The organism is Pseudomonas sp. SJZ103 (assembly GCF_007828335.1).
Taxonomy (GTDB): domain Bacteria; phylum Pseudomonadota; class Gammaproteobacteria; order Pseudomonadales; family Pseudomonadaceae; genus Aquipseudomonas.
Genome location: NZ_VIUN01000008.1, coordinates 104547 through 129233, shown reverse-complemented (window position 1 = coordinate 129233; position 24687 = coordinate 104547). Strand labels below are relative to the sequence as shown.

21 protein-coding genes are annotated in these 24687 nt (G+C 62.0%); 16 read left to right on the top strand and 5 right to left on the bottom strand.

Translation table 11 applies throughout. The features are described from left to right. Window position 1: 1 nt before the first annotated feature. From cobN to FBY10_RS18395, 3 genes are read left to right on the top strand one after another with little or no spacing between them, the layout of a single operon-like run. Entirely contained in the window at window positions 2–3763 is a 3762-nt protein-coding gene (cobN, locus tag FBY10_RS18405) for a cobaltochelatase subunit CobN (RefSeq protein ID WP_145337278.1), read from the top strand. Further along, on the top strand, window positions 3763–4761 hold the full coding sequence (locus FBY10_RS18400) for an ATP-binding protein (RefSeq protein WP_131696624.1): 999 nt from the start codon (window positions 3763–3765) through the stop codon (window positions 4759–4761). Before cobN ends, FBY10_RS18400 begins: the two co-directional genes overlap by 1 nt. Before the next feature lie 53 nt (window positions 4762–4814). Beyond that, complete coding sequence (locus FBY10_RS18395; RefSeq protein WP_145337343.1) at window positions 4815–5417, top strand: VWA domain-containing protein; 603 nt, start codon at window positions 4815–4817, stop codon at window positions 5415–5417. Between the two features lie 125 nt (window positions 5418–5542). On the opposite strand, the gene FBY10_RS18390 is transcribed toward FBY10_RS18395, so the two are convergent. Next, entirely contained in the window at window positions 5543–6490 is a 948-nt protein-coding gene (locus FBY10_RS18390) for a DUF1853 family protein (RefSeq protein WP_131696623.1), read from the bottom strand. Between the two features lie 146 nt (window positions 6491–6636). On the opposite strand from FBY10_RS18390, the gene FBY10_RS18385 reads away from it, so the two are divergent. From FBY10_RS18385 to FBY10_RS18340, 10 genes are all read left to right on the top strand, one after another. Beyond that, entirely contained in the window at window positions 6637–7527 is an 891-nt protein-coding gene (locus tag FBY10_RS18385; RefSeq protein ID WP_003190745.1) for an NAD(+) kinase, read from the top strand. Further along, window positions 7524–8498 (top strand): metallophosphoesterase, encoded by a 975-nt coding sequence (locus tag FBY10_RS18380; RefSeq protein WP_178116770.1) that lies wholly within the window; start codon window positions 7524–7526, stop codon window positions 8496–8498. The genes FBY10_RS18385 and FBY10_RS18380 overlap by 4 nt, the downstream gene beginning before the upstream one ends. Next, a complete protein-coding gene (locus FBY10_RS18375) occupies window positions 8495–9364 on the top strand; it encodes a rhomboid family intramembrane serine protease (protein WP_145337280.1) in 870 nt (289 codons plus the stop codon). Before FBY10_RS18380 ends, FBY10_RS18375 begins: the two co-directional genes overlap by 4 nt. 14 nt (window positions 9365–9378) lie before the next feature. Further along, a complete protein-coding gene (locus tag FBY10_RS18370) occupies window positions 9379–9639 on the top strand; it encodes a YeaC family protein (protein ID WP_145337281.1) in 261 nt (86 codons plus the stop codon). Then, a complete protein-coding gene (locus FBY10_RS18365) occupies window positions 9636–10466 on the top strand; it encodes a DUF2797 domain-containing protein (RefSeq protein ID WP_065941225.1) in 831 nt (276 codons plus the stop codon). Before FBY10_RS18370 ends, FBY10_RS18365 begins: the two co-directional genes overlap by 4 nt. Before the next feature lie 13 nt (window positions 10467–10479). Beyond that, complete coding sequence (pepN, locus tag FBY10_RS18360; RefSeq protein WP_145337282.1) at window positions 10480–13137, top strand: aminopeptidase N; 2658 nt, start codon at window positions 10480–10482, stop codon at window positions 13135–13137. Window positions 13138–13284: 147 nt separating this feature from the next. Further along, window positions 13285–14001 (top strand): YafY family protein, encoded by a 717-nt coding sequence (locus FBY10_RS18355; protein ID WP_145337283.1) that lies wholly within the window; start codon window positions 13285–13287, stop codon window positions 13999–14001. 51 nt (window positions 14002–14052) lie between these two features. Then, entirely contained in the window at window positions 14053–14388 is a 336-nt protein-coding gene (locus FBY10_RS18350; protein WP_145337284.1) for a nuclear transport factor 2 family protein, read from the top strand. 15 nt (window positions 14389–14403) lie between these two features. Next, window positions 14404–15507: a cell division protein ZapE gene (gene zapE, locus FBY10_RS18345; protein ID WP_145337285.1), complete on the top strand. Its 1104-nt coding sequence runs from the start codon at window positions 14404–14406 to the stop codon at window positions 15505–15507. A gap of 173 nt (window positions 15508–15680) precedes the next feature. Next, window positions 15681–16172, top strand: coding sequence for a GNAT family N-acetyltransferase (locus FBY10_RS18340; protein WP_131696616.1), 492 nt, complete (start codon window positions 15681–15683; stop codon window positions 16170–16172). Window positions 16173–16275: 103 nt separating this feature from the next. Here FBY10_RS18340 and FBY10_RS18335 read toward each other — a convergent pair whose 3' ends face one another. The 4 genes from FBY10_RS18335 to FBY10_RS31520 all read right to left on the bottom strand — a co-directional run bounded on the left by FBY10_RS18335 (window position 16276) and on the right by FBY10_RS31520 (window position 21065). Next, window positions 16276–16485, bottom strand: coding sequence for a hypothetical protein (locus tag FBY10_RS18335; protein WP_131696615.1), 210 nt, complete (start codon window positions 16483–16485; stop codon window positions 16276–16278). Between the two features lie 142 nt (window positions 16486–16627). Continuing rightward, window positions 16628–18853, bottom strand: coding sequence for a TonB-dependent siderophore receptor (locus tag FBY10_RS18330; protein WP_131696614.1), 2226 nt, complete (start codon window positions 18851–18853; stop codon window positions 16628–16630). A 129-nt stretch (window positions 18854–18982) separates the two neighbouring features. Further along, window positions 18983–20725: a phosphoethanolamine transferase CptA gene (locus tag FBY10_RS18325; protein ID WP_145337286.1), complete on the bottom strand. Its 1743-nt coding sequence runs from the start codon at window positions 20723–20725 to the stop codon at window positions 18983–18985. A gap of 160 nt (window positions 20726–20885) precedes the next feature. After that, window positions 20886–21065, bottom strand: a complete 180-nt coding sequence (locus tag FBY10_RS31520; protein ID WP_256663518.1) for a DUF6026 family protein — start codon at window positions 21063–21065, stop codon at window positions 20886–20888. Between the two features lie 270 nt (window positions 21066–21335). On the opposite strand from FBY10_RS31520, the gene gnd reads away from it, so the two are divergent. The 3 genes from gnd to FBY10_RS18310 are packed head-to-tail and all read left to right on the top strand — an operon-like array spanning window position 21336 to window position 24660. Next, a complete protein-coding gene (gene gnd / locus FBY10_RS18320) occupies window positions 21336–22319 on the top strand; it encodes a phosphogluconate dehydrogenase (NAD(+)-dependent, decarboxylating) (protein ID WP_131696612.1) in 984 nt (327 codons plus the stop codon). After that, on the top strand, window positions 22316–23839 hold the full coding sequence (zwf, locus tag FBY10_RS18315; protein WP_131696611.1) for a glucose-6-phosphate dehydrogenase: 1524 nt from the start codon (window positions 22316–22318) through the stop codon (window positions 23837–23839). Before gnd ends, zwf begins: the two co-directional genes overlap by 4 nt. Next, window positions 23836–24660, top strand: a complete 825-nt coding sequence (locus FBY10_RS18310) for an HAD family hydrolase (protein ID WP_145337287.1) — start codon at window positions 23836–23838, stop codon at window positions 24658–24660. Before zwf ends, FBY10_RS18310 begins: the two co-directional genes overlap by 4 nt. Window positions 24661–24687 lie beyond the last annotated feature (27 nt).

Sequence of the window (24687 nt, the reverse complement as noted above, 5' to 3'; positions counted from 1 at the left end):
CATGCACCTGCTCAGGACTCAGCCCGGTGGTTTCGTCGCGGACGACAATATTGCCGACCTTGGCCAAACCCCCGCTGAACTGGTGATTCTGTGCAGCGGCGATTCCAGCCTGGCGCTGCTGGCCGAAGCGGCCCAGCAGTTGCCTGAGGACTACCCCAGCCTGCGCCTGGCCAACCCGATGCAGGTGCAGAACCATGCCTCGGTCGACCTGTATGTAGACGAAGTGCTGCGCCACGCCAAGGTCATCCTGATTTCGCTGCATGGCGGCATCGGTTACTGGCGCTACGGCATCGAGCGTCTTGTGGAGCTGGCCGCGCGCGGCGTCACCCTGATCCTGGTGCCGGGGGATGATCGCCCGGACCCGGAACTCAGCGGCCTGAGCACGGTGAGTGCCGAACAGCGCGACCGCCTGTGGCACTTCCTTCGTCAGGGTGGTTTGGGCAATGCCCTGGACTTCTATCGCTGCCTGGCCAGCGGCTACCTCGAACGCGACTATGCCTGGGCCGAGCCGCAAACCCTGCCGCGCACGGCGATTTATCACCCGCATAAAGCCAACCCTCGTCTCAATGACTGGCAGACCGATTGGCACGCGGATTGGCCCGTGGCGGCGGTGCTGTTCTACCGCTCGCACCTGCAGGCGGCCAATACCGGTTTTATTGATGTGTTCTGCCAGCGCTTGCAGGCGGCGGGCCTTAACCCGTTGCCGATGGCGGTGGCCAGTTTGAAAGAGCCCGGCTGCCTGACGGTGGTCGAGGACCTGCTGGATGAGGTCGGCGCGGCGGTGATCCTGAACACCACCGGTTTTGCCCAATCCAGCCCCGAAGCCCCGCATCTGCGGCCGTTTCGTCGCAATATCCCGGTAATCCAGGCGATTTGCGCCCAGGATAACCAGCCGGGCTGGCAGGCCAGCGAGCAAGGCCTTGGCCCTCGCGACCTGGCGATGCACATTGCCTTGCCCGAGCTGGATGGGCGGATTATCAGCCGGCCGATCAGCTTCAAGGATCTGGCCTGGCGCAGCGAGCGCAGCCAGTCGGACGTGGTGTGCTACCGCGCAGCGCCCGAGCGCATGGATTTCGTCGCTGAATTGGCGCGCCGTTGGGTCGAACTGGCACGGCTGCCGAATGCGGATAAACGCATTGCGCTGATCCTCGCCAACTACCCGACCCGCGACGGTCGCATCGGCAATGGCGTGGGCCTGGACACCCCGGCCGCCGCGCTGAATATCCTGCGCGCCCTGCAAGCCGAAGGTTATCCGGTGCAGGATCAATTGCCCGAAAGCGGCACTACGCTGATCCATGATCTGCTCGGCGGCGTCACCAACGATCTCGACAGCCTCGACCTGCGCCCCTGCCATCAAAGCCTGGGCCTGGACGACTACGAGGCGATGTTCCAGCGCTTGCCTGAGTCCAATCGCCAGGCGGTGCTGGAGCGTTGGGGCGCTCCGCACAACGATCCGATGTTCCGCGACGGCCGCCTGATGATCGCCGGCCTGCGCCTGGGCCTGACCTTCATCGGCATCCAGCCGGCCCGGGGTTACCAGGTGGATGCCAGCGCGGTGTACCACGACCCGGACCTGGTGCCGCCCCACGGCTACCTGGCGTTCTACTTCTGGTTGCGCCACACCTACGGCGCCCATGGCGTGATCCATGTGGGCAAGCACGGCAACCTGGAATGGCTGCCGGGCAAGGGCGTGGGGCTCTCGGAGAACTGCTGGCCGGATGCGCTGCTGGGGCCGCTGCCGAACATCTACCCGTTTATCGTCAACGACCCGGGCGAGGGCGCCCAGGCCAAGCGGCGCACCCAGGCGGTGATCATCGACCACCTGATGCCGCCGCTGACCCGCGCCGAAACCTACGGGCCGTTGCGTAATCTGGAGCTATTGGCGGACGAATACTACGAAGCCCAACTGCTCGACCCGCGCCGTGCCCGCGAACTGCAAAAAGACATCCTCCAACTGGTTCGCGAAACCCGTATCGACCAGGAGCTTGAACTGGATGGCGACGCCGATGCTGCGATTTGGCTGCCGCGCCTGGACACCTACCTGTGTGACTTGAAGGAATCGCAGATCCGTGACGGCCTGCATATCTTTGGCGAGTCCCCGCAGGGTCGCTTGCGGATTGACACCCTGCTGGCTTTGCTGCGCATCCCGCGTGGCGATGGCCGTGGCCCGCAATCGAGCCTGCTGCGCGTGTTGGCCAAAGCCTTCGAGTTGGGCTTCGACCCGCTGGACTGCGCCCTGGCTGAGCCCTGGACCGGACGACGCCCGGCGGTGTTGCAGACGATCGATACGCAGTTGTGGCGTACCGCTGGTGATACCCGCGAGCGCCTGGAACTGTACGCCGCGCGACTGATCGAGCAGGCATTGGAAGGGCCGGTGGAACAGCTGGAAGAGCCCGGCTGGGAGGATGTGAAGGCGGTGATCGAAAGCCTGCGCATTGTGGTCGCGCCACGCCTGGATGCCTGCGGCCCTGCGGAAATGCACGGCTTGCTGGATGCCCTCGGCGGGCGTTTTGTGCCGGCTGGGCCAAGCGGCGCGCCGAGCCGTGGGCGCCTGGATGTGCTGCCTACCGGGCGCAATTTCTTTACCGTGGATGTGCGTAACCTGCCCACGACCACGGCATGGCGCATCGGTTTCCAGTCGGCCAACCTGATGCTTGAGCGGCACCTGCAGGACCACGGCGACCACCTGCGCCAGCTCGGCCTGTCGGTGTGGGGCACGGCCACCATGCGCACCGGTGGCGACGACATCGCCCAGGCCATGGCGCTGATGGGCGTACGGCCGGTGTGGGCCACGGGCAGTCAACGGGTGGATGACTTTGAAATCCTGCCGATCAGCCTGCTGGACCGCCCGCGCGTGGACGTCACGCTGCGCGTGTCCGGGTTTTTCCGCGATGCGTTCGCCAACCTGATCCGCCTGTTCGACGCGGCGGTGCAAGCGGTGGCTGCCCTGGATGAGCCGGACGACATGAACCCACTGGCCGCCAAGGTGCGCAGTGAGCGCGCGGCGTTGCTGGCGTCCGGCCTGGATGACGAGGTGGCGGCGAAACAGGCCGGCTGGCGTATCTTCGGGGCCAAGCCCGGTGCCTATGGCGCGGGCGTGCAGGGCGCCATTGACGGGCGTCTGTGGCAAAGCCGCGAGGACTTGGCCGAGGTCTACCTGAACTGGGGCGGCTACGCCTATGGCGGTTCCGATGAAGGCACCGCCGCTCGCGAGCAGTTCGTCCAGCGCCTGAGCCAGGTGCAGGCGGTGTTGCAGAACCAGGATAACCGCGAGCACGACCTGCTCGACTCCAACGACTACTACCAGTTCCAGGGCGGCATGCTCGCTGCCGTGGAAACCCTGAGCGGCGACAAGGCCGTCAGCTACCATGGCGACCACAGCCAGCCGGACCTGCCCAGGATTCGCACCTTGAAGGAAGAGCTGAACCGGGTGATCCGTTCCCGCGCCGCCAACCCCAAGTGGATCGACGGGGTGAAGCGCCACGGCTATAAAGGTGCGTTCGAAATGGCCGCGACCGTGGACAATCTGTTCGCCTTCGACGCCACCACTGAGCTGATTGACGATCATCAATATGCATTGCTCGCCGACGCCTACCTGCTCGACCCTGACACCCGGGCCTTTGTGCAGCAGCACAACCCCGCAGCGCTGCGTGATATGACCGAGCGCATGCTCGAAGCTCAGCAGCGCGGTTTGTGGCAGGAACCGGGGGCGTACCGCGAGGCGTTGGAAAACCTGTTGCTGGATATAGAAGAAGACAGCTGATGACCAATATTCCCCATTTCCCGCTGTCCGCCGTGGTCGGCGCCGACGACCTGAAACTGGCGCTGTGCCTGACCGCCATCGACCCGAAGATCGGTGGCGTGCTGATTGAAGGCCCACGCGGCATGGCCAAATCAACCCTGGCCCGTGGCCTGGCGGATCTGCTGGCCAGCGGGCAATTTGTCACCTTGCCGCTGGGCGCCACCGAAGAGCGTCTGGTCGGGACCCTGGACCTCGACGCCGCGCTGGGCGAAGGCCGCGCGCAGTTTTCCCCTGGCGTGCTGGCCAAGGCGGACGGCGGCGTGTTGTATGTGGATGAAGTCAACTTGTTGCCTGATCACCTGGTGGACCTGTTGCTCGACGTCGCCGCCAGCGGCACCAACCTGATCGAACGCGACGGCATCTCCCATCGGCATTCGGCGCGCTTTGTACTGATCGGCACGATGAACCCGGAGGAGGGCGAGTTGCGCCCGCAGCTGCTGGACCGTTTCGGTTTCAACGTAGCGCTGAGCGGGCAGACGGTGCCGTCCGAGCGCGGGCAGATCATCCGGCGTCGCCTGGATTTCGACAGCGACCCCGCCGCTTTCTGCGCGCAGTGGACCGAGCAGCAGGCAGCGTTGCGCGAGCGCTGCACCCAGGCGCGGGCGCGGCTGGACAGTATCGATCTGGATGATCAGGCCTTGGCGCAGATCACCGAGCGTTGCTTTGCCGCAGGTGTCGACGGCTTGCGTGCTGACCTGGTCTGGCTGCGCGGCGCCCGGGCCCACGCGGCGTGGCGGGGCGCGGATAAAATTGCCGAAGAAGACATCGAAGCGGTTGCGGAATTTGCCTTGCGCCACCGTCGCCAGGAGCAATCTCCACCGGCCAGCCCACCCAATCAAGGGCAGTCGCCGACACCCTCGGATACGTCGCCCGGGCAAGGCCAATGGGGCGACATGCCCGCGCCGGCCCTGCCCACCGGCACACGCCGAGACGTGCCCACCTGGCCAAAAAAGCCCTAGGCATTCGCCCCCGACCTGACGCGGGGGCGGATGCCCGCCCCAAGGCGGGGCGACTGGACAACGGCAGGCAGGGCAAGGCACGCAGTGCGCAGCAGGGTTCGATCAACTGGCCGGGCACCTTGCTCGGCGGTCGGCCGCACTCCCGTGAAGACCTGCGCTACCACCTGCGCAGCCGCTCGCCCCATGAGTTGTGGCTGGTGATCGTGGATGCGTCGGCGTCCACCCGGCGGCATCGTGCATTAACCGACGCGAAGGGATTGCTCGCCCAGCTGTTTGACGACGCCTACCGGCAACGCGCACGCATGGCGTTGTTGACCGCCAGCGGCCAGGCGCCGAAGTGGCAGGTACAGGGGTTGAAAGCAGCGAAAGGCCTGGCGGGCTGGCTGGATCAGTTGGGTGCAGGCGGTGGTACGCCATTGCTGGCGGCGCTGACCGAGGCCGGGCATTGGCTGCTGGCGCGGCGCAAGCGTTATCCCGCGGAGCAGCAGCGCGTGCTGGTGATTACGGATGGGCGACTCAAGGACATCGACGGGTTGCCGTTATTGGCGTGTGCGGGGTTGCTGGTGGATATCGAGCGCGGGCCGATCAGGCTGGGGCGGGCCCAGGCGTTGGCGGCGGGGTTGCAGTTGGATTATCGGCATATCGATGAGTTGTAGTGCCGGTACCGTCGCCATCGGGGGCAAGCCCACCTCCCACATTTGATCGAGTACACCCTTTGGAATGCGGTCAGTGTGGGAGGGGGCTTGCCCCCGATGAGGCCCTCAATACACCACACACTCTATCAGCCAGCCCCCGGCACATTCGGCCAAAGATCCGCCACCAGGAACAACCGTTCGGCTTCCTCCCAATCCTCGCCGTTCTGCACCATGCGCACGAGCAACTGTGCGGGTGCCATCGGATCAAGGTCTGCCAGCCAGGCCTGCATCTGTCCTTCACTCCACACTTCGTCCGCCGGGTAGTGCGCCGGCGCCAGCCACGCATGCCGGGGCAACGGTTGCCAGCGACCTGGCGCGCTGGCGCTGACAAAATCCCGCCAATCACGTTGATGCAACCAGCGCCCGCGCAAATGCTGCGGATGGGCACCGTGGGGCGATTCGGCCTGGCCCGGCCATGGATAGAGCAAATACCCGCCGAGCCACAGGTGCGCGTCAAACTGCTGAATATCCAGGGCCGCCAACACCTCACGGCTCTCCGCCCGCGCCGAAATCGGCAATTGATGCTGGGCCAGGTGCGCCAGCTTGCGGTCCAGCCGGTCATGGCAGCCCGGGCCCAGCCACTGCGCGGTGTCCCGGCCGTTGCCGTCCTGCGGGCCGAGATAGAGCTTGATCGCCAGTTCCAGGTGGTGCACGCCATCGCGGTCGCGCAGCAGCATGTCCAGCTCGCCCAGGGTGTGCCCGGCACGGCGGATCGGCAGGTTGGCGGCGAGCAATTCCACCCCCGGCGCGTGCTGCACGGCGAACTGCCACAGGCGTTCGTAGTACAGGCCCAGGCGCCGGGTGCGCGACAGGCTCAGCCAATGCTGCAAGGCGCGGCTGTCCTGGTCGAGTGCGCGTAGCCAGTGTTCAAGACGCTCGGGCGCCTGCACCCAGTCGCTGCCCGCCAGCGGGTGGCGCTGCGGCCAAGGTGTTTGCGCGAGCATCGGCGGGGCAAGCATCACCCACGCCAGGTCGCGCACCTCGGGGTGGCGCAGCTGGCGGGGCAGGTTGTGCAAATCCGGGAACACAGTCATGGTCCGAGCATAGCCCTTTAACCGTTGCGCAGGTGGGCGAGAACCGTTGTCATCAAGGCTTCACGGCGACAAAGGATTTTGCCTGAGGCGGCCTTTCGCCCATAATCGTTTCTTTTTTGCCACACCCCCAATCCCGCAGGAGCCCCATGGAGCACTTTCGCAATATCGGCATTATCGGTCGCCTGGGCAGTACCCAGGTGTTGGACACCGTCCGCCGGCTGAAAAAATTCCTGCTGGAACGCCACCTGCATGTGATCCTCGAAGACACCATCGCCGAAATCCTCCCCGGCCACGGCCTGCAAACCTCCTCGCGCAAGATGCTTGGCGAAGTCTGCGACATGGTCATCGTGGTCGGCGGCGATGGCAGCCTGCTCGGCGCGGCCCGGGCCCTGGCGCGGCATAACGTGCCGGTGCTGGGGATCAACCGCGGCAGCCTGGGGTTTCTCACTGATATCCGCCCCGACGAGCTGGAAGTCGAAGTGGCCAAGGTGCTCGACGGCCATTACCTGGTGGAAAACCGCTTCCTGCTGCAGGCCGAAGTGCGCCGCCACGGCGAAGCCATCGGCCAGGGCGATGCGCTCAATGACGTGGTGCTGCACCCGGGCAAATCCACGCGGATGATCGAATTCGAGCTGTATATCGACGGCCAGTTCGTGTGCAGCCAGAAGGCCGACGGCCTGATCGTCGCCACCCCGACCGGCTCCACCGCCTACGCGCTGTCGGCCGGTGGCCCGATCATGCATCCCAAGCTCGATGCCATTGTGATCGTGCCGATGTACCCCCATATGTTGTCCAGTCGGCCAATTGTGGTCGATGGCAACAGTGAGCTGAAAATCGTGGTGTCCAAAGACATGCAGATCTACCCGCAAGTCTCCTGTGACGGGCAGAACCATTTCACCTGCGCCCCCGGTGACACCATCACCGTGAGCAAGAAGGCACAGAAGTTGCGGTTGATCCACCCGCTGGATCACAACTACTACGAAGTGTGCCGCACCAAGTTGGGCTGGGGCAGCCGCTTGGGGGGTGGAGGCGACTGATGCTCGATCCCGCGCGTAGCTACGACCTGATTGGTGACGTGCACGGTTGCGCTCATACCCTTGAGCACTTGCTCGAGCAGTTGGGCTACCACAAGCAGGCTGGCACCTGGCGCCATCCGTCGCGCATGGCGGTGTTCCTGGGCGATATCATCGACCGTGGCCCTCGCATTCGCGAGGCGCTGCATATCGTCCACGACATGGCCGAGGCCGGCCAGGCGCTGTGCATCATGGGTAACCACGAGTTCAATGCCCTGGGCTGGGCCACACCGGCGCCGCCGGGCAGTGGCAAGCAGTTCGTGCGTGAGCACACCCCACGGCATGAGCGGCTGATCCACGAGACCCTGACCCAGTTCGAGCACCACCCGGCCGACTGGCGCGACTTCCTCGGCTGGTTCTACGACATGCCGCTGTTTGTCGATGCCGGGCGTTTCCGCGTGGTGCATGCGTGCTGGGACGACGGCTTTATCCAGCCACTGCGCGCGACGTTCCCGGATGGCTGCATCGACCAGCACTTCCTGCAGGCCGCCGCCGTGCCCGGCAGTTTTGCCTGCAACGCTTTCGACCGTCTGTTGCGCGGCACCGATATGCGCCTGCCGGACGGCCTGACGCTGACCGGTGGCGATGGCCTGACGCGCTCGTTCTTCCGCACCAAGTTCTGGGAAGACGACCCGAAAACCTACGGCGACATCGTGTTCCAGCCCGACGCCTTGCCTGAGCCGGTGGCGCGCACGCCCTTGTCGCCCCATGAAAAAAATTCCCTGCTGCGCTACGGCGCCGACGAACCCTTGCTGTTCGTCGGCCATTACTGGCGCAGCGGCAAACCGGCGCCGATCCGCCCGAACCTGGCGTGCCTGGACTACAGCGCGGTGCTGTACGGCAAGCTGGTGGCGTATCGGCTGGACCAGGAAACCCGACTGGATCCGCATAAATTCGTATGGGTCGACGTTGAGCGACCCGAGGTGATTGTATGAGTGCCGTGCCCGTATTGCGCTTGCCGTTGAGCGTCGACCTGGGCGGTTTCGTGAAATTGCTGCAACGCATGCAAGTGCCCCATCGCGTCAGCGAGGAAGCCGGCGAGCAGGTGTTGTGGGTGCCCGAGACCATCAGCGACGACGTGCGCGTGCTGTACCAGCGCTTTCCCGCCGGTGATCCGGACCAGACGCTGGATATTCCCGAGCAGGCGCCGGTCACGCGGCCCGGCTTTGCCCAGCAAGTGCGCCATAGCCCGGTAACGGCGCTGGTGCTGCTGGCGAGCATCATTTTCGGCGCCGTGACCTTGCTGGGTGAAAACCTGCAGGCCATGAGCTGGCTGACCTTCCTGCCGTTCCGGGTGATGGGCGAGTACATCCAGTTCACGCCGTTCGCCGAGATGTTGGCCTCCGGTCAGTGGTGGCGGCTGGTCACGCCGATGCTGATCCATTTCGGCATCCTGCACCTGGCCATGAATGGCATGTGGTACTGGGAGCTGGGCCGGCGTATCGAAGTGCGCCAGGGCAGCATCAACCTGCTTGGCCTGACCCTGTTGTTCAGCCTGGTCTCCAACTACGCGCAATATGCCTACGGTGGCCCGGGTCTGTTCGGTGGCTTGTCCGGCGTGCTGTATGGCCTGCTCGGGCATTGCTGGATCTTTCAACTACTCTCGCCCAACCCGGCCTATCGCTTGCCCCGTGGGGTGCTGGTGATGATGCTGGTGTGGCTGGTGCTCTGCCTGTCAGGGCTGGTCTCGATGATCGGTTTCGGCGAAATTGCCAACGCTGCCCACGTCGGCGGCCTGGCCATCGGTTGCCTTACCGGTTTGCTGGGCGGTTTGTATAACCGTCGCAAATCCTCTCTTTGATAAGGAAGAGCCTTATGTCCTCTTTTGCTGAAATGATCGAAAACATCACCCCGGACATCTACGAGAGCCTCAAGCTCGCCGTGGAAATCGGCAAGTGGTCCGATGGCCGCAAGCTCAGTGCCGAGCAGCGCGAACTGTCCCTGCAGGCCATGATCGTCTGGGAGATCCAGAACCTGCCGGAAGACCAGCGCACCGGCTACATGGGCCCGCAGGAATGCCAGTCGAAGTCGACCACCGTGCCGAACATCCTGTTCAAGTCGGATGCGATCCATTGATTGAAATTGGTCGCGGTGCAGTCAGCAAAATGTCGGCGCAACTGGGTGAGCCGACCGTTCAATACGCGTTTCGTTTGGGCGATACCGAAGTGCCGGTCAACCCCCTGATCGGCACCCATGTGCGCCTGGAATACCTCGGTGCCATCCATTGCAGCCATTGCGGCCGCAAGACCAAGACCAGCTTCAGCCAGGGCTACTGCTACCCGTGCATGACCAAGCTGGCCCAGTGTGACTTGTGCATCATGAGCCCGGAGCGTTGCCATTACGACGCCGGCACCTGCCGCGATCCTGGCTGGGGCGAGACATTCTGCATGACCGACCACGTGGTGTACCTGGCCAATTCGTCGGGGATCAAGGTCGGCATTACCCGTGCCACGCAATTGCCGACGCGTTGGCTGGACCAGGGCGCCAGCCAGGCGTTGCCGATCATGCGCGTGGCTACACGCCAGCAATCCGGGTTTGTCGAGGATGTGCTGCGCAGCCAGGTGGCGGACAAGACCAATTGGCGTGCGTTGCTCAAGGGCGACGCGGCAGCGGTGGACCTCAAGCAGGTGCGCGACGAGTTGTTCGCCTCCTGTGCCGACGGCCTGCTGCAATTACAGGAACGCTTCGGCCTGCAGGCCATCCAACCGGTAACCGACCTCGAACCGTTGGAAATCCGTTACCCGGTGGAGCAGTATCCGGCCAAGATCGTCAGCTTCAACCTGGACAAGAACCCGATTGCCGAAGGCACGCTGCTGGGGATCAAGGGCCAATACCTGATCTTCGACACCGGCGTGATCAATATTCGTAAGTACACGGCCTACCAGCTCGCCGTGCATCAGTAGAAGGATGCCACCCATGCGCACCGAACAACCGAAGATGATTTACCTGAAGGACTATCAGGCGCCGGACTACCTGATCGAAGAGACGCACCTGACCTTCGAGTTGTTCGAGGACCACAGCCTGGTCCACGCGCAGCTGGTAATGCGCCGTAACCCCGAGCGTGGCGGCGGCCTGCCGCCGCTGGTACTCGACGGCCAGCAGCTGGAGTTGCTGACGGTCAACCTCGGCGACCAGGAACTGAGCGAGGCCGACTACCAGCTGACGGACAGCCACCTGACCCTGCATCCGACCCGCGAGACCTTCACGGTCGATACCAGCGTGCGCATCCACCCGGAAAGCAACACTGCCCTGGAAGGCTTGTACAAATCCGGCAGTATGTTCTGCACCCAGTGCGAGGCCGAAGGTTTCCGCAAAATCACCTATTACCTCGACCGCCCGGACGTGATGAGTGCCTTCACCACCACGGTGATCGCCGAGCAACACCGCTACCCGGTGTTGCTGTCCAACGGCAACCCGATTGCCAGCGGTCCTGGTGAAGACGGCCGCCACTGGGCAACCTGGGAAGACCCGTTCAAGAAGCCCGCCTACCTGTTCGCACTGGTGGCCGGTGATTTGTGGTGTGTCGAAGACAGCTTCACCACCATGACTAACCGCGAAGTGGCGCTGCGCATCTACGTCGAGCCGGAAAACATCGACAAGTGCCAGCACGCCATGACCAGCCTGAAAAAATCCATGCGCTGGGACGAAGAAACCTACGGCCGCGAGTACGACCTCGACATCTTCATGATCGTCGCGGTCAACGACTTCAACATGGGCGCCATGGAGAACAAGGGCCTCAATATCTTCAACTCCAGCGCCGTGCTGGCCCGGGCCGAAACCGCCACCGACGCCGCGCACCAACGGGTCGAGGCCATCGTCGCCCACGAATACTTCCACAACTGGTCGGGCAACCGTGTGACCTGCCGCGACTGGTTCCAGCTGTCGCTGAAAGAAGGTTTCACCGTGTTCCGTGATTCGGGCTTCTCCGCCGACATGAACTCCGCCACGGTCAAGCGCATCCAGGACGTGGCTTACCTGCGTACCCACCAGTTCGCCGAAGACGCCGGCCCCATGGCCCATGCGGTGCGCCCGGACAGCTTTATCGAGATATCCAACTTCTACACCTTGACCGTGTACGAAAAAGGCTCGGAAGTGGTCGGCATGATCCATACCTTGCTCGGCGCCGAAGGCTTCCGTAAAGGCAGCGACCTGTACTTCGAACGCCATGACGGCCAGGCCGTGACCTGCGACGACTTCATCAAGGCCATGGAAGACGCCAACGGCGCCGACCTCAGCCAGTTCAAGCGCTGGTACAGCCAGGCCGGTACGCCACGCCTGGCGGTGAGCGAGTCCTACGACGCTGCGGCCAAGACCTACAGCCTGACCTTCCGCCAGAGCTGCCCGGAAACCCCGGACAAGGTCGAGAAACTGCCGTTCGTAATTCCGGTCGAGCTGGGCCTGCTGGACGGGAAGGGCGCGGGCATTGCCTTGCGCCTTGTCGGTGAAGCGACAGCCGGCGGCACGTCCCGCGTGATTTCGGTGACCGAAGCCGAGCAAACCTTCACCTTCGTCGACATCGCCGAACAGCCATTGCCGTCGTTGCTGCGTGGTTTCTCGGCACCGGTGAAACTGAGCTTCCCGTACAACCGCGACCAACTGATGTTCCTGATGCAGCATGACAGCGACGGCTTCAATCGCTGGGATGCGGGGCAGCAGCTGTCGGTGCAGGTGTTGCAGGAACTGATCGGTCAGCATCAACAGGGCAAGGCGTTGCAGATGGACCAGCGCCTGATCACGGCATTGCGCAGTGTGTTGAGCGACGAAAGCCTGGACCAGGCCATGGTTGCGGAAATGCTGTCGTTGCCGGGCGAAGCGTACCTGACGGAAATCAGTGACGTGGCGGATGTGGATGCCATCCACGCCGCGCGTGAGTTTGCGCGCAAGCAACTGGCTGACAACCTGCATGAACCGCTGTGGTTGCGTTACCAGGCCAATCGCGAGCTGTCCAAGCAGACGCCTTATGTAGCCGCCGCCGAGCACTTCGCCCGGCGTGCCTTGCAGAACATCGCGCTGTCGTACCTGATGCTCAGCGGCAAGCCCGAAGTGCTGGCGGCGACGCTTGAGCAGTTCGACACCAGCGACAACATGACCGAGCGCCTGACCGCGCTGGCGGTGCTGGTGAACTCGCCGTTCGAAGCGGAGAAGACCCAGGCGCTGGCGGTATTTGCCGAGAACTTCAAGGACAACCCCTTGGTCATGGACCAGTGGTTCAGCGTGCAGGCCGGCAGCACGTTGCCGGGCGGGCTGGCGCGGGTCAAGGCGTTGATGGAGCACCCGGCATTCACTATCAAGAACCCGAACAAAGTGCGTGCACTGATCGGCGCGTTTGCCGGGCAGAACCTGATCAACTTCCACGCCGCCGACGGTTCGGGCTACCGCTTCCTGGCGGACCTGGTGATCCAGTTGAATGCTTTCAACCCTCAGATCGCTTCGCGCCAGTTGGCGCCGCTGACCCGCTGGCGTAAATACGACAGCGCGCGCCAGGCGTTGATGACGGCGGAGCTGGAGCGCATTCGTGGGTCGGGTGAGTTGTCCAGCGATGTGTTCGAGGTGGTGAGCAAGAGTCTTGCTTAAATAAACCGCTTCGGTAAAAAAAACGGCCTGTTCAGGCCGTTTTTTTTGCCCCGGAGCTTCGTTCAAGGAGCGCTTTTTTGCTGCTGACGTTTCCTGGCAGAAGGCTCTGCTAAGCTGCGGCACTTTTCCTTATTCGGTGGGATCAACGTGTCGCGTACCACTCGTCTACTCACTTTGTTGCAGGCCCTGCGGGGCAAGAAACGCCCGGTGACCGCCGCCGTGCTGGCGGCGCAGTTGGAGGTGTCGGAGCGCACGCTGTACCGCGACATTGCTGAGTTGACCGCCCTGGGCGCGCCGATTTTCGGCGAGGCCGGGGTAGGGTATGTGCTGCGCAGCGGGCTGTTTCTACCGCCGTTGATGCTCAACGCCGAGGAAACCGAAGCCGTGGTGCTGGGCTTGCGTTATGTCGATCAGCGCGGGGATGAGGTGTTGAGTCGAGCCGCCGCCAACGCGTTGGCCAAGATTGCCGATGTACTTGACCCTGCCGCCCAGGAAGCCTTGCGCAACCCGACGCTATTGCCCGGCCCGCCAGGGTTCGGCTACCCGGAAAACCGCGTGCCCCTCAATGTGTTTCGCGAGGCGATCCGCAATCAGGCCAAGTTGCATATCGACTACGCCGATGCCAGCCAGACCCAGAGCCAACGCCTGATCTGGCCCCTGGCCCTGGGGTTCCTCAATGAAGTGCGGGTGGTTGTGGCTTGGTGTGAGCTACGCGGCGCCTATCGCACCTTTCGCACCGACCGCGTGGCGAGTGCCAAGGCCCTCGGTGAACGTTATCCGGGGCGGCGCAGCGACTGGCTGCGGGCCTGGCGCAAGCTGATGGAGCAGAATGAAACCGGGCCGTTTACTCCTGACAAGAACTGACACATCCCTGGCTTAGCATGGTGCCACAACCACCTAAGAAGGAGCTTTGCCATGTCCCAGCCTGAACTGGCCCCAGCCATCGCGGCTTATATCGCGGCGACCAATGCCCGCGACACCTCGGTCATTGCCCACTGTTTTGCCGACGATGCCAATGTGTTCGATGAAGGCCAGCACCAGGTGGGCACCGCCGCCATTGCGCACTGGATGGAAGACACCGGGCGCCGTTACCAGCCGCGTGTCGAGGTGCTCAACGTGCAGCACCGTACTGGCAAGGTGCTGGTCAGCAATGTGGTCTCCGGCAACTTTCCCGGCAGCCCGCTGGAATTGCGCTACACCTTTCGCCTGAACGCGCAGGGCAAGATTTCACGACTGGACATCTCCCTGTAGGTCATAATCGCGGGCATGACTTTCGACTCGCCCCTCGCTGCCTACCAACACGCCATCGCCCAACAGGGTTTCGTCGTCGACGACGCCCAGCGCCGGGCGGTGGACGCCCTGCAAGCCTGCCATGCAGCCTTGCATCAAGGCCATTCGCCCGTGACTGGCGTTTACCTGTGGGGGCCAGTGGGCCGTGGCAAGACCTGGTTGATGGATCAGTTCTACCAAAGCCTGCGGGTGCCCGCACGGCGTCAGCATTTTCACCACTTCATGGGCTGGGTGCACCAGCGTCTGTTCCAGCTCACCGGCACCCATGACCCGTTGCGGGCGCTGGCGCGGGAATTGAGCCGGGAGGTGCGGGTGTTGTGTTTCGACGAGCTGTTCGTCAATGACATCGGTGACGCGATCATCCTCGGCCGGCTGTTCCAGGTCATGTTCGAGGACGGTGTGGTGATGGTCTGCACCTCCAATCAACCGCCGGCCCAGCTGTATGCCGATGGCTTCAATCGGGAGCGCTTCCTGCCGGGCATTGCGGCGATCGAGCGGCATATGCAAGTGGTGGCGGTAGACGGTGGTGAGGATCATCGCTTGCATCCCGGTATTGGCCTGCAGCGCTATTGGGTGAACCGACCCGAAGCGCTGTCGAATGTGTTCGAACAATTGGCCGAAGGGCAAACGGTAAGTCGTGGCCCGGTCACCGTTGGGCATCGTTCCATCGTTTGCGTGCAGGCCAGTGACAGCGTGCTTTGGTGCCGCTATGCGGACCTGTGCGAACAACCCCTGGCGGCGATGGATTTCATGCTGCTGTGCGATCGCTTCAAGGTGATCCTGCTGGGGGAGGTGCCCAACCTGAGTGCGCAAAAGCGCCCAGGCCGGATTGCCCGTGGCACCGAGGACGGAGCCGAGCGTGTGGTGGCCGGTGATCGCGAGTTACCGCAGCTGTCGGTGCACGACGACAGTGTGCGTCGGTTCATCGCTCTGGTGGACGAGTGCTACGACCGCAAGGTGCCGTTGTTTATCGAAGCCCAGGTGCCGCTGGAGTGCCTGTATACCGACGGTTACCTGGAGTTTCCTTTCCGTCGCACCCTGAGTCGGTTGCAAGAAATGCAGCTGCAGCGCTTCGGCTGAGACCTGTACGAAAAAAGCCCTGAATTGGCACTTTGTGCTTTTTTAGCGCCAAAGCCTTCGCGCTTTCGGGCGCACATTTGTAGTTAATCTCCTTCATCTGGTGCTGACTCCACGCTTACAATCGTGCCCCTCAAAGGGAGCAGATTCCCTTGTAGTCGTGATCGAGGACGGAAATGGACACCCCAGATATCCTGGTGCTGCAAGCCAGCTACACCAATCCTGTGCATGCCGAAGCCATTCGCCGCGTGCTTAACCATTACGCAGAAGACCCGATGGGTGGCGGCCACAGCCTGCCCGCCGATCTACTGGAGCAACTGCCGGCCGAGCTGGCCAAGCGCCCCCATGCCTTCAGTGTATTGGCGTTTGTCGGCGGTGAGCCGGCCGGTCTGGTGAATTGCTTTGAGGGGTTCTCCACCTTTGCAAGCCGACCTTTGGTCAACGTTCACGACGTGGTGGTGATGAATGAGTTTCGCGGCTTGGGGCTGAGCCAGAAAATGCTGCTGAAGGTCGAGGAAATTGCCCGCCAGCGTGGTTGCTGCAAGATCACCCTGGAGGTGCTGGAAGGTAATGCCGTCGCCCAGTCGGCGTATCGAAAGTTTGGTTTTGATGACTCGAAGTTTGATCCGGCCCATGGGCGCATGTTGTTCTGGAACAAACCGCTTTAATAAATAGCGGGCGAAAAAAAGGGCGCCTTTAGAGGGCGCCCAATAAACCGTTTGCCAACGGAGCGGAGTGGCCCCGGGTAGTGCGGATTAGCCAAAGATTAAATTAACTCTTGGGTTGTTCCTGTTCGGCAGTATTGGTTTTCGGTGTCTTGCCGTCGGCGGACGCCGTTTGTTCAGTCGTGCCGTGAAGTGTCTGCTGCGTGAAGGTGAAATCTTTGTAGAACTGCTTCGAACGCTCCGAGCCGCCTTCTGCAAACGCGGCAGCGGAGGTCAGGGTCATCAGGCTGGCAAGCATCAAGGTAGCAAGTTTCATCGCAGTGTTCCCATTAAGAATGATCGGTATCCGGTCGCTCCTTGATCAGAATCATGGAGCGACTATGGCGATATCTTATTAAGTGGGAGTTAACATGACGCTGATCGAAAGTTAACGATTTCGTTAACTTTGCAGACGCTGTTTATAGTCTCCAGTCCAGCGCAAGCGTGACGGCCCGTGGGTCACCCCAATACACGCCGTTATAAAAGCCGACGCGTTCGTAATATTTTTTATCAAATAGATTATTAATGTTAAGCGACGCCGAAAGATGCTCGTCGAATTGATAGCGGGACATCAGGTTGACCACGGTGTAGGCCTGTTGCGTGATCTTCGCCCGTTCGGTCACCCGTGTGTTGCCGACGAGAGCCCCTGTGGGTCGATCGCTCCAATCGTAAATGTCGCTCTGCCAGTTCACCGCGCCGCCGACCGTGAGGTTGCGCCACGCCCCCGGCAATCGGTAGGCGCTGGAGACCTTCAGCAGGTTCAGCGGCTGCCCGGTGTTGTTGCGTTTGCCTGAGCCGTTGACCGAATGGGTGTAGGTGTAGCCGGCCGTCAGGTTCCAATCGGGCATGATTTCCCCGGCAGCTTCCAATTCGAAGCCGTTGACCTTGTTACCTTTGCCGCCGGACTTGTAGTACTCCTCGCCAGTGGTCGGGTTCCGCGCTACCGAGTCGTCCCGCTCTGCGACGTTGTCCTGGGTGCTCCAGAAGTACGCAGCCGCCAGGTTCAAGCGTTCGCCCAGTACGCTCCCTTTAAGGCCGACCTCATAGTTGCTGCCCACCACGGGTTCCAGGTACTTCTTGCTGGCATCCTTGAGGCTTTGTGGCTTGAAGATGTCGGTGTAGCTCGCGTAGACGGTGTACTCCGGCGTCAGGTCGTAGAGTAGGCCGGCGTAGGGCGTCCACATATCATTGTGGGTCTGGCTGGTTTTGCCGGCTGCAGTAAGCTGGTCGTTGGCATCGTATTGTGGGGCCGCGCTTTTCAGTTCCCAACTGCCATAGCGGCTGCCCAGCACCGCATGCAAGCGCTCGGTAAGGCTCAGGCGCGTGGCCAGGTAGCCGGCCTTTTGTTGCTTGCTGCTGTGTTCGCCCTTGAGGTCGGTGACGGTGTCGCCGAACTTGGCGATCCCGCCCATGTATTTCCAGTCTTCGATGGTGTAGTAGCCGGCAGGTATGTTGCTGCGCATCACGGGGGAGACATCCCGCTGCGTGGCCTCGCCATAGCCCATCATCAATGCATGTTCGCGGCCCAGCAGCGCATAGCTGCCGGCGAGGTTGAGGTCGACGGCTTCCATTCTGGAGGTGCCGCGCATATGGCTCGCCCAGGCGGTCATGCCGCTGCGATCATCGTTGGGGAAGCCCGCGCCGCCGTAGTACACCTTGCCATCCGTGTCGCTCTGGCGATGGGTGTAGGCGGCCTTCACGTGCCAGTCGCCGCCCAGCCTATGGTCGAGGGTCGCGAAGGTGGTCTTGTCCGTCAGCGGCCAGGAACTCCAGTGCGCCGCCATATTGGTGGAGCGCGACAGCCCGGCCTTGCCGCCCTGGCTGTTCCAATACGGCACGGTGCCCCATGAGGTGCCTTGGACCTGCTTGTTCTGGTAATCGAAACCTACGGCCAGCACGGTATCGTCTGAAAGATCACCTTCCAGAATGCCGTAGCCGACCGCCCGCTGCAGGCCATAGTTGTCGCGGAACGATTGGCTGTCTCGGTAGGCCAGCACTGTGCGCCCGCGCAGCTTGCCGTCCAACGCCAGCGGGCCGCCCACGTCCAGGTAGCTGTAGTAGTTGTCATGGCTGCCGGCGCTGACGCCGGTTTTCGCCTGCCATTGGGCAGTCGGGCGCTTGCGCACCATATTGATGGTGGCCGAGGGGTCGCCGGCGCCGGTGGTCAATCCCGTGGCACCGCGTACCACCTCGATGTGGTCATAGATGATGGTGTCGGCGTCGGACTTCATGTAGCCGAAGGTATTGAGCATCCCGTCAATCTGGAAGTTGGTGATGCCGTAGCCGCGGGAGGAATAGGACACGCGGTCGGAGTCGTTATGCTGGACGTTGATCCCGGTGGTCTGGCGCAGCACGTCGGTCAATGTATTGAGATTGAAGTCATCCATCTGCTGGCGAGTGATCACCGAGATCGATTGTGGGGTTTCCTTGACCGACAGGTTCAGGCGGGTGGCGGTACTCATCGAGCCCGTGGTGTAGGCGCCGGTGTGTTCGGTGGTGGCACCCAGGCCTTCGGCAGAGATGTTGGTCGCGCCAAGTTCGAGCGGGGCATGTTCGGGGTCGGTTTCAGCCAGCAGGTCCGGGCTTAACGCGGCGCCGCACAGGCCGAGTGTGAGGGTCATGGAACGGGTAAAAGGCGCGAACATCGCGGAAGACTCCTTGTCGTCTTTGTGGCCACCCCGGAAAGGGAAGGCCTTGGCTCAAAGACGAAAGGAGCGGGGAAACTTTAGGCTTAAACGAGAATGATTGTTATCTATCTGGTGCAAAGCCTATTTTTACTGAAGGACCACATCGGCCGGATTAACCTTTTTTGGCTTGATCAGGCTGAAGTCAATCAAGGCCTTTTGCGGGCGCATGTAGGGGTTGCCGATCATCAGCGGGCGCGACGTGAAGCTGTCGCTCACGACGCTCTTGCTGCGGTCCAGTTCGTTGAAACTCAGCCCGGCTAGGTCGGCCCAGGTATGGATCAATTGCGAGCTGCTGTAAGGGCGTTGCAAGTCGCCTGCAAACTTCCAGTCGTGGGTTTCGCGCCATTTCGGCGAGGCATAGGCCATGAACGGAATGGTGTACATCGGCGCCGTCGGCTTGCCTTCGTTACGTCCCAGGGTGGCGTGGCCAGCCGAGTCGAATACATCCTCACCGTGGTCAGACAGGTATAGCAGGAAGCCGTTGGGATCGGTCTTGGCGTAGTCCTTGATCAGGCTCGACACCACGAAATCGTTGTACAGCACCGCATTGTCGTAGCTGTTGTAGGTGGGCAGTTGATCGTCACTGATCCCGGCAGGTACACCCTGGCGGTCGGTGAATTTGTCGAAGGTCGGCGGGTAGCGGTACTGGTAGCTCATGTGGGTACCGAGCAGGTGCACCACGATGAACTTGCGCTCGGCCGGATCGGCCAGGGCCTTGGAGAACGGTGCAAGGACGTCGCCGTCGTATTGGCGTGCGTTCTGGTTGCGGTTGTTGTTCAGGTACACCTGCTCGTCGGCCTGTTCGGAAAAGGTCGTGAGCATGGTGTTGCGCTTGGTCATGGTCTGCTGGTTGGTAATCCAGTAGGTCTTGTACCCGGCTTGTTTCATCACGCTGACGATCGACGGTGTCTTGAGGTAAAGATCGGGGTTCTCCTCGTCGGCGAACGTCAGTACCTGTTGCAGGGCTTCGATGGTATAGGGGCGCGGGGTGATGACGTTGTCGAACACCGCCAGTTGGTCGCGCAGCTTGTCCAGCTCCGGCGTGGTGTTGCGCGGATAGCCGTAGAGGCTCATGCGCTGACGGTTGGTGGACTCACCGATCACCAGCACCAGGGTCGAAGGCTGGCCGGCCATGGTGTCCTTGAGGTTGGTCAAGGGTGGGATCTGGCTGGCGCTGTCGAGCATGCCTTGCATGTTGTCCAGCTGTTCGGTGTAGCGGCGGTAGGCAACGATCATCTGCCAGGGCACAGCCGGTTCGATGCGCGATTCGAAGCGGTCGATGGCGTCGTCCAGGGTGTCGCTGCGGGCAATCTGCTTGACCAGCGGGTAACCGATAATGGCCACCAGGATCGCCGTCGCCGCCACCAGGGCCTGGCCGCGCGGCAAATACACCGGGCGTACCCGGGTCCACAGGAAAATAGCCACGGCGGTGTGGGCAATAAACGCCAGCACGATCCACCAGGCGAAGTATTGGGTGGCGTACTCGCCGGCTTCAGAGATGTTCGACTCGAACATGATGAAGATGACGCTTTGGGAAAATTCCTGCTGGTAGATGAAGAAGTAACCCAGGCTGGCCATGGAACAGGCCCACAACACCACGCCGATCAGGGCGGCAAGCACGCGCGTACGACGGGGGAATACCAGCAGTGGCGCGAGCCATATCGCGCTCATGAAGAAGGCTTGGCGAAAACCACTGAAGCCGGAAGTGCCGCTGAGTTGGATCAGCAGTTGGGTAATGCCGGAGAAGTACCAGAAAAACAGGAATAACCAGCCAAGGCCGGCCCAATCAAAGCCTTTCGCAGACTTGGTGCTGCGTTCGAACATCGCCATCCAGTGCTCCAACCCGGTAATTTTTCAGTTGGCGCGCAGGGCTGCGCGCAACAGAGGCCACCCTTGCATGGGGTGGCCCTTGGGGGCGGGAGTATCGGGAAGGGCATGTGAAAACTTTGTGAGATTTATGTAGCCGTAATCTTACAAATTAATGACGGGCTCAGCAGAGTGCAGGCTGCACACCGGAAGGCTGATCAAGCTGGGCTTGAATGATATGAGCACGCAGGCGCATGACTTCCTGCTGCAGCTGTTCGCGTTCGTCTTTCAGCTGGCGCAACTCATCACGACGGATAGTGACGTAGAGGGTCTGTGGAGGACGGGTCATCTGTGCTGTGCTCATTGCTTACCTCGCAAATAGCCGGTGTGTCGCGGTGTGCCAGAACGCTTGAGTCGAGGTTCTCGGCAACAGTCGGAAGCAATTCTGAATTCTTTTTCACTTCAATGGAACTTTTTTATTTTTGGTGGTCGTGTGACTTTCGGGGGCGTGATGGTGAAACGATGGCAATTTTTTCCCATGAAACTACACGGTTCTGCCCTGGACTAACCCTCATTAGCCTCATTGCGCTATAAACTATGTCACACATTTTTTAGCAGTTAGGAGCATCAGCACATGCAACTGGGGATTATCGGACTAGGCCGCATGGGCGGGAATATTGCACGGCGCCTGATGCTCAATGGGCATACCACCGTTGTTTACGACCGTAACGAAGCATTTGTCAAAGGTTTGAGCGAAGAGGGCGCCACCGGCGTTGCCGACCTGAAGGCCCTGGTGGCCGGGCTGCAGAAACCGCGTGCTGTCTGGGTGATGTTGCCGGCAGGTGACCCCACCGAAAACACCATCAATGAACTCAGTGAGCTGCTGGAAGACGGTGACGTGATCATCGACGGCGGCAACACCAACTATAAGGATGACGTGCGTCGCGGCAAGGCCCTGGCGCAAAAAGGCCTGCACTATGTCGATGTCGGTACCTCCGGCGGCGTCTGGGGCCTGGAACGTGGCTACTGCATGATGATCGGCGGCGACACCGAGACTGTGCAGCGCCTCGACCCGATCTTCGCCAGCCTGGCACCGGGCCTGGGCAATATCCCGCGCACCAAGGACCGTTCCGCTGCGGCTGACAAACGTGCCGAGCAGGGCTACATCCACGCCGGCCCGGCGGGCTCCGGGCATTTCGTCAAGATGATCCACAACGGCATCGAGTACGGAATGATGCAGGCGTTTGCCGAAGGTTTTGACATCCTCAAGACCAAGAACTCGGAAAACCTGCCCGAAGACCAGCGCTTCGATCTCAACGTTGCCGATATCGCCGAAGTCTGGCGCCGTGGCAGCGTGGTCTCGTCCTGGTTGCTGGACCTGACCGCCGACGCCCTGGCCACCGACCCCAAGCTGGACGGTTACTCCGGTTCCGTGGCCGACAGTGGCGAAGGCCGCTGGACCATCGAAGCCGCCATGGAACAAGCCGTGCCGGTGCCGGTATTGTCCACTTCGTTGTTCGCGCGGTTCCGCTCGCGCCAGCAGAGCACCTACGGTGACAAGATGCTGTCTGCCATGCGCTTTGGCTTTGGCGGCCACGTGGAGACTTCCAAAAAATGACCGCCAACGGCAAGAAACTCAAGGCCGAACCTGCTCCACCCACCACCCTGTTTCTGTTTGGCGCCCATGGCGACCTGGTCAAACGTCTGCTCATGCCGGCGCTGTACAACCTCCGTCGTGATGGCTTGCTGGGGGATGGCTTGCGCATCGTTGGCGTTGATCACAACGCCATCAGTGATGCCGACTTCGCCAAGAAACTCGAGGACTTTATCCGCACCGAGGCGGCGAGCAAGATCAAGGGCAATGCGGATAACGCCCTCGATCCGACATTGTGGGCGCAACTGGCCAAAGGCATCAGCTACGTCGAGGGCGATTTCCTCGATGACAGCACCTACGCCGACATCGGCAAGAAGATCGCTGACAGCGGCACCGGCAACGCGGTGTTCTACCTGGCCACCGCACCGCGCTTCTTCAGTGACGTGGTGCAGCGCCTGGGCAGTGCCGGCCTGCTGACGGAAACCGATGACAGTTTCCGTCGCGTGGTGATCGAGAAGCCCTTCGGCTCCGACCTGGCCACCGCCGAAGCGTTGAACGCCAGCCTGCTCAAGGTGATGAGCGAGAAGCAGATCTATCGCATCGACCATTACCTGGGGAAGGAAACGGTGCAGAACATCCTCATCAGCCGTTTCTCCAACGTGCTGTTCGAAGCGTTCTGGAACAACCATTACATCGACCACGTGCAAATCACCGCCGCCGAAACCGTCGGCGTGGAGACGCGAGGCAATTTCTTCGAAAAAACCGGCACCCTGCGCGACATGGTGCCCAACCACCTGTTCCAGCTGCTGGCGATGGTGGCCATGGAGCCCCCGGCCGCCTTTGGTGCCGATGCGGTGCGCGGTGAAAAGGCCAAGGTCATCGGTGCGGTACGCCCGTGGTCCCTGGAAGACGCGCGGGCCAACTCGGTGCGCGGGCAATACACCGCTGGCGAAATTGCCGGCAAGTCACTGCCCGGCTACCGCGAAGAAGCCAACGTCGCTCCCGACAGCAGCACCGAGACCTTCGTCGCCCTCAAGGTGATGATCGACAACTGGCGCTGGGTCGGGGTGCCGTTCTACCTGCGCACCGGCAAGCGCATGAGCGTGCGCGACACCGAGATCGTGATCTGCTTCAAGCCGGCGCCCTATGCGCAGTTCCGCGACACCGAGGTGGATGAAGTCAAGCCCACCTACCTGAAAATCCAGATCCAGCCCAATGAAGGCATGTGGTTCGACCTGCTGGCGAAAAAGCCCGGGCCAACCCTCGACATGGCTAGCATCCAGCTGGGTTTTGCCTACAAGGACTTCTTCGAGATGCAACCGTCGACCGGGTACGAAACCCTGATCTACGACTGCATGACCGGTGACCAGACCTTGTTCCAGCGTGCCGACAACATCGAGAACGGCTGGCGTGCAGTGCAACCGTTTCTGGATGCGTGGAAGGAGGACGACGGGATCCAGACCTATAAGGCCGGTGAAGACGGGCCGGCAGCGGCTGATGTGTTGCTGGCGCGCGATGGCCGCACCTGGCACTCGCTAGGATGAGTGATGCAGCGATTCATCCCATCCGTTTTATCCTCAGCGACGTGGACGGCACCTTGCTGCATCCGGATCACAGCCTGAGCCAGCGCACCGCCGATGCGGTGAGCGCCCTGCGCGAGGCCGGGGTGTTTTTCAGCCTGGCCAGCGGGCGACCGCCGAAGGCCATGCTGCATCTGATCGAGACATTCGGGATCGATATGCCGGTGGCGGGCTTCAACGGCGGCACCTTGATCAACCCGGATGGCAGCATCCTGGTTGCCCACCACCTGCCGGCGGAGGCGGCGCTGGTGACCCTGGCGCTATTCTCGGCCGAGCCGGATGTGGAGGCGTGGGTGTTTGCCGACGGTGACTGGCTGCGCCGCGGCCCGCCAGGGCCGGTGGAACCGCGCGAAGCCCATGGCCTGGGATATGGACCGGTGGTGGTGGAGAGTTTCGAGCCCTACCTGGATCGTATCGACAAGATCGTTGCAGCGAGCAACAACGCCCAATTGCTGGTGGCGTTGGAAGCGCAATTGCAGCCCAAGGTCCAGGGCTTGGCCCAAGTGTCGCGTTCGCAGCCGATTTATCTGGATGTGACGGCCATGTTGGCCAACAAGGGCGAGGCTTTGAAGACGCTGGCGGCGCACCTTGGGGTGCAGCTGGAACAGACGGCGGCCATCGGTGACGGGGGCAATGATCCGGCGATGTTTCAGGTGGCCGGGTTGTCGATTGCCATGGGGCAGGCGGAAGAGGTCGTCAAGCGCCAGGCCAGTGTCGTTACCGGCAGCAATGTCGAGGATGGCGCTGCCGAAGCAATCGAACGGTTTATTCTCGCGGCGCGATAAGCGTCTTAAGTTGTATTGCGCAACTTG

What these genes read in the sequence shown, in the direction of transcription:
- cobN (WP_145337278.1), top strand. Translation starts at nt 2, where the DNA reads ATGCACCTGCTCAGGACTCAGCCCGGTGGTTTCGTCGCGGACGACAAT.
- FBY10_RS18400 (WP_131696624.1), top strand. Translation starts at nt 3,763, where the DNA reads ATGACCAATATTCCCCATTTCCCGCTGTCCGCCGTGGTCGGCGCCGAC.
- FBY10_RS18390 (WP_131696623.1), bottom strand. Translation starts at nt 6,490, where the DNA reads ATGACTGTGTTCCCGGATTTGCACAACCTGCCCCGCCAGCTGCGCCAC.
- FBY10_RS18385 (WP_003190745.1), top strand. Translation starts at nt 6,637, where the DNA reads ATGGAGCACTTTCGCAATATCGGCATTATCGGTCGCCTGGGCAGTACC.
- FBY10_RS18375 (WP_145337280.1), top strand. Translation starts at nt 8,495, where the DNA reads ATGAGTGCCGTGCCCGTATTGCGCTTGCCGTTGAGCGTCGACCTGGGC.
- FBY10_RS18370 (WP_145337281.1), top strand. Translation starts at nt 9,379, where the DNA reads ATGTCCTCTTTTGCTGAAATGATCGAAAACATCACCCCGGACATCTAC.
- pepN (WP_145337282.1), top strand. Translation starts at nt 10,480, where the DNA reads ATGCGCACCGAACAACCGAAGATGATTTACCTGAAGGACTATCAGGCG.
- FBY10_RS18350 (WP_145337284.1), top strand. Translation starts at nt 14,053, where the DNA reads ATGTCCCAGCCTGAACTGGCCCCAGCCATCGCGGCTTATATCGCGGCG.
- zapE (WP_145337285.1), top strand. Translation starts at nt 14,404, where the DNA reads ATGACTTTCGACTCGCCCCTCGCTGCCTACCAACACGCCATCGCCCAA.
- FBY10_RS18340 (WP_131696616.1), top strand. Translation starts at nt 15,681, where the DNA reads ATGGACACCCCAGATATCCTGGTGCTGCAAGCCAGCTACACCAATCCT.
- FBY10_RS18335 (WP_131696615.1), bottom strand. Translation starts at nt 16,485, where the DNA reads ATGAAACTTGCTACCTTGATGCTTGCCAGCCTGATGACCCTGACCTCC.
- FBY10_RS18330 (WP_131696614.1), bottom strand. Translation starts at nt 18,853, where the DNA reads ATGTTCGCGCCTTTTACCCGTTCCATGACCCTCACACTCGGCCTGTGC.
- FBY10_RS18325 (WP_145337286.1), bottom strand. Translation starts at nt 20,725, where the DNA reads ATGGCGATGTTCGAACGCAGCACCAAGTCTGCGAAAGGCTTTGATTGG.
- FBY10_RS31520 (WP_256663518.1), bottom strand. Translation starts at nt 21,065, where the DNA reads ATGAGCACAGCACAGATGACCCGTCCTCCACAGACCCTCTACGTCACT.
- gnd (WP_131696612.1), top strand. Translation starts at nt 21,336, where the DNA reads ATGCAACTGGGGATTATCGGACTAGGCCGCATGGGCGGGAATATTGCA.
- zwf (WP_131696611.1), top strand. Translation starts at nt 22,316, where the DNA reads ATGACCGCCAACGGCAAGAAACTCAAGGCCGAACCTGCTCCACCCACC.
- FBY10_RS18310 (WP_145337287.1), top strand. Translation starts at nt 23,836, where the DNA reads ATGAGTGATGCAGCGATTCATCCCATCCGTTTTATCCTCAGCGACGTG.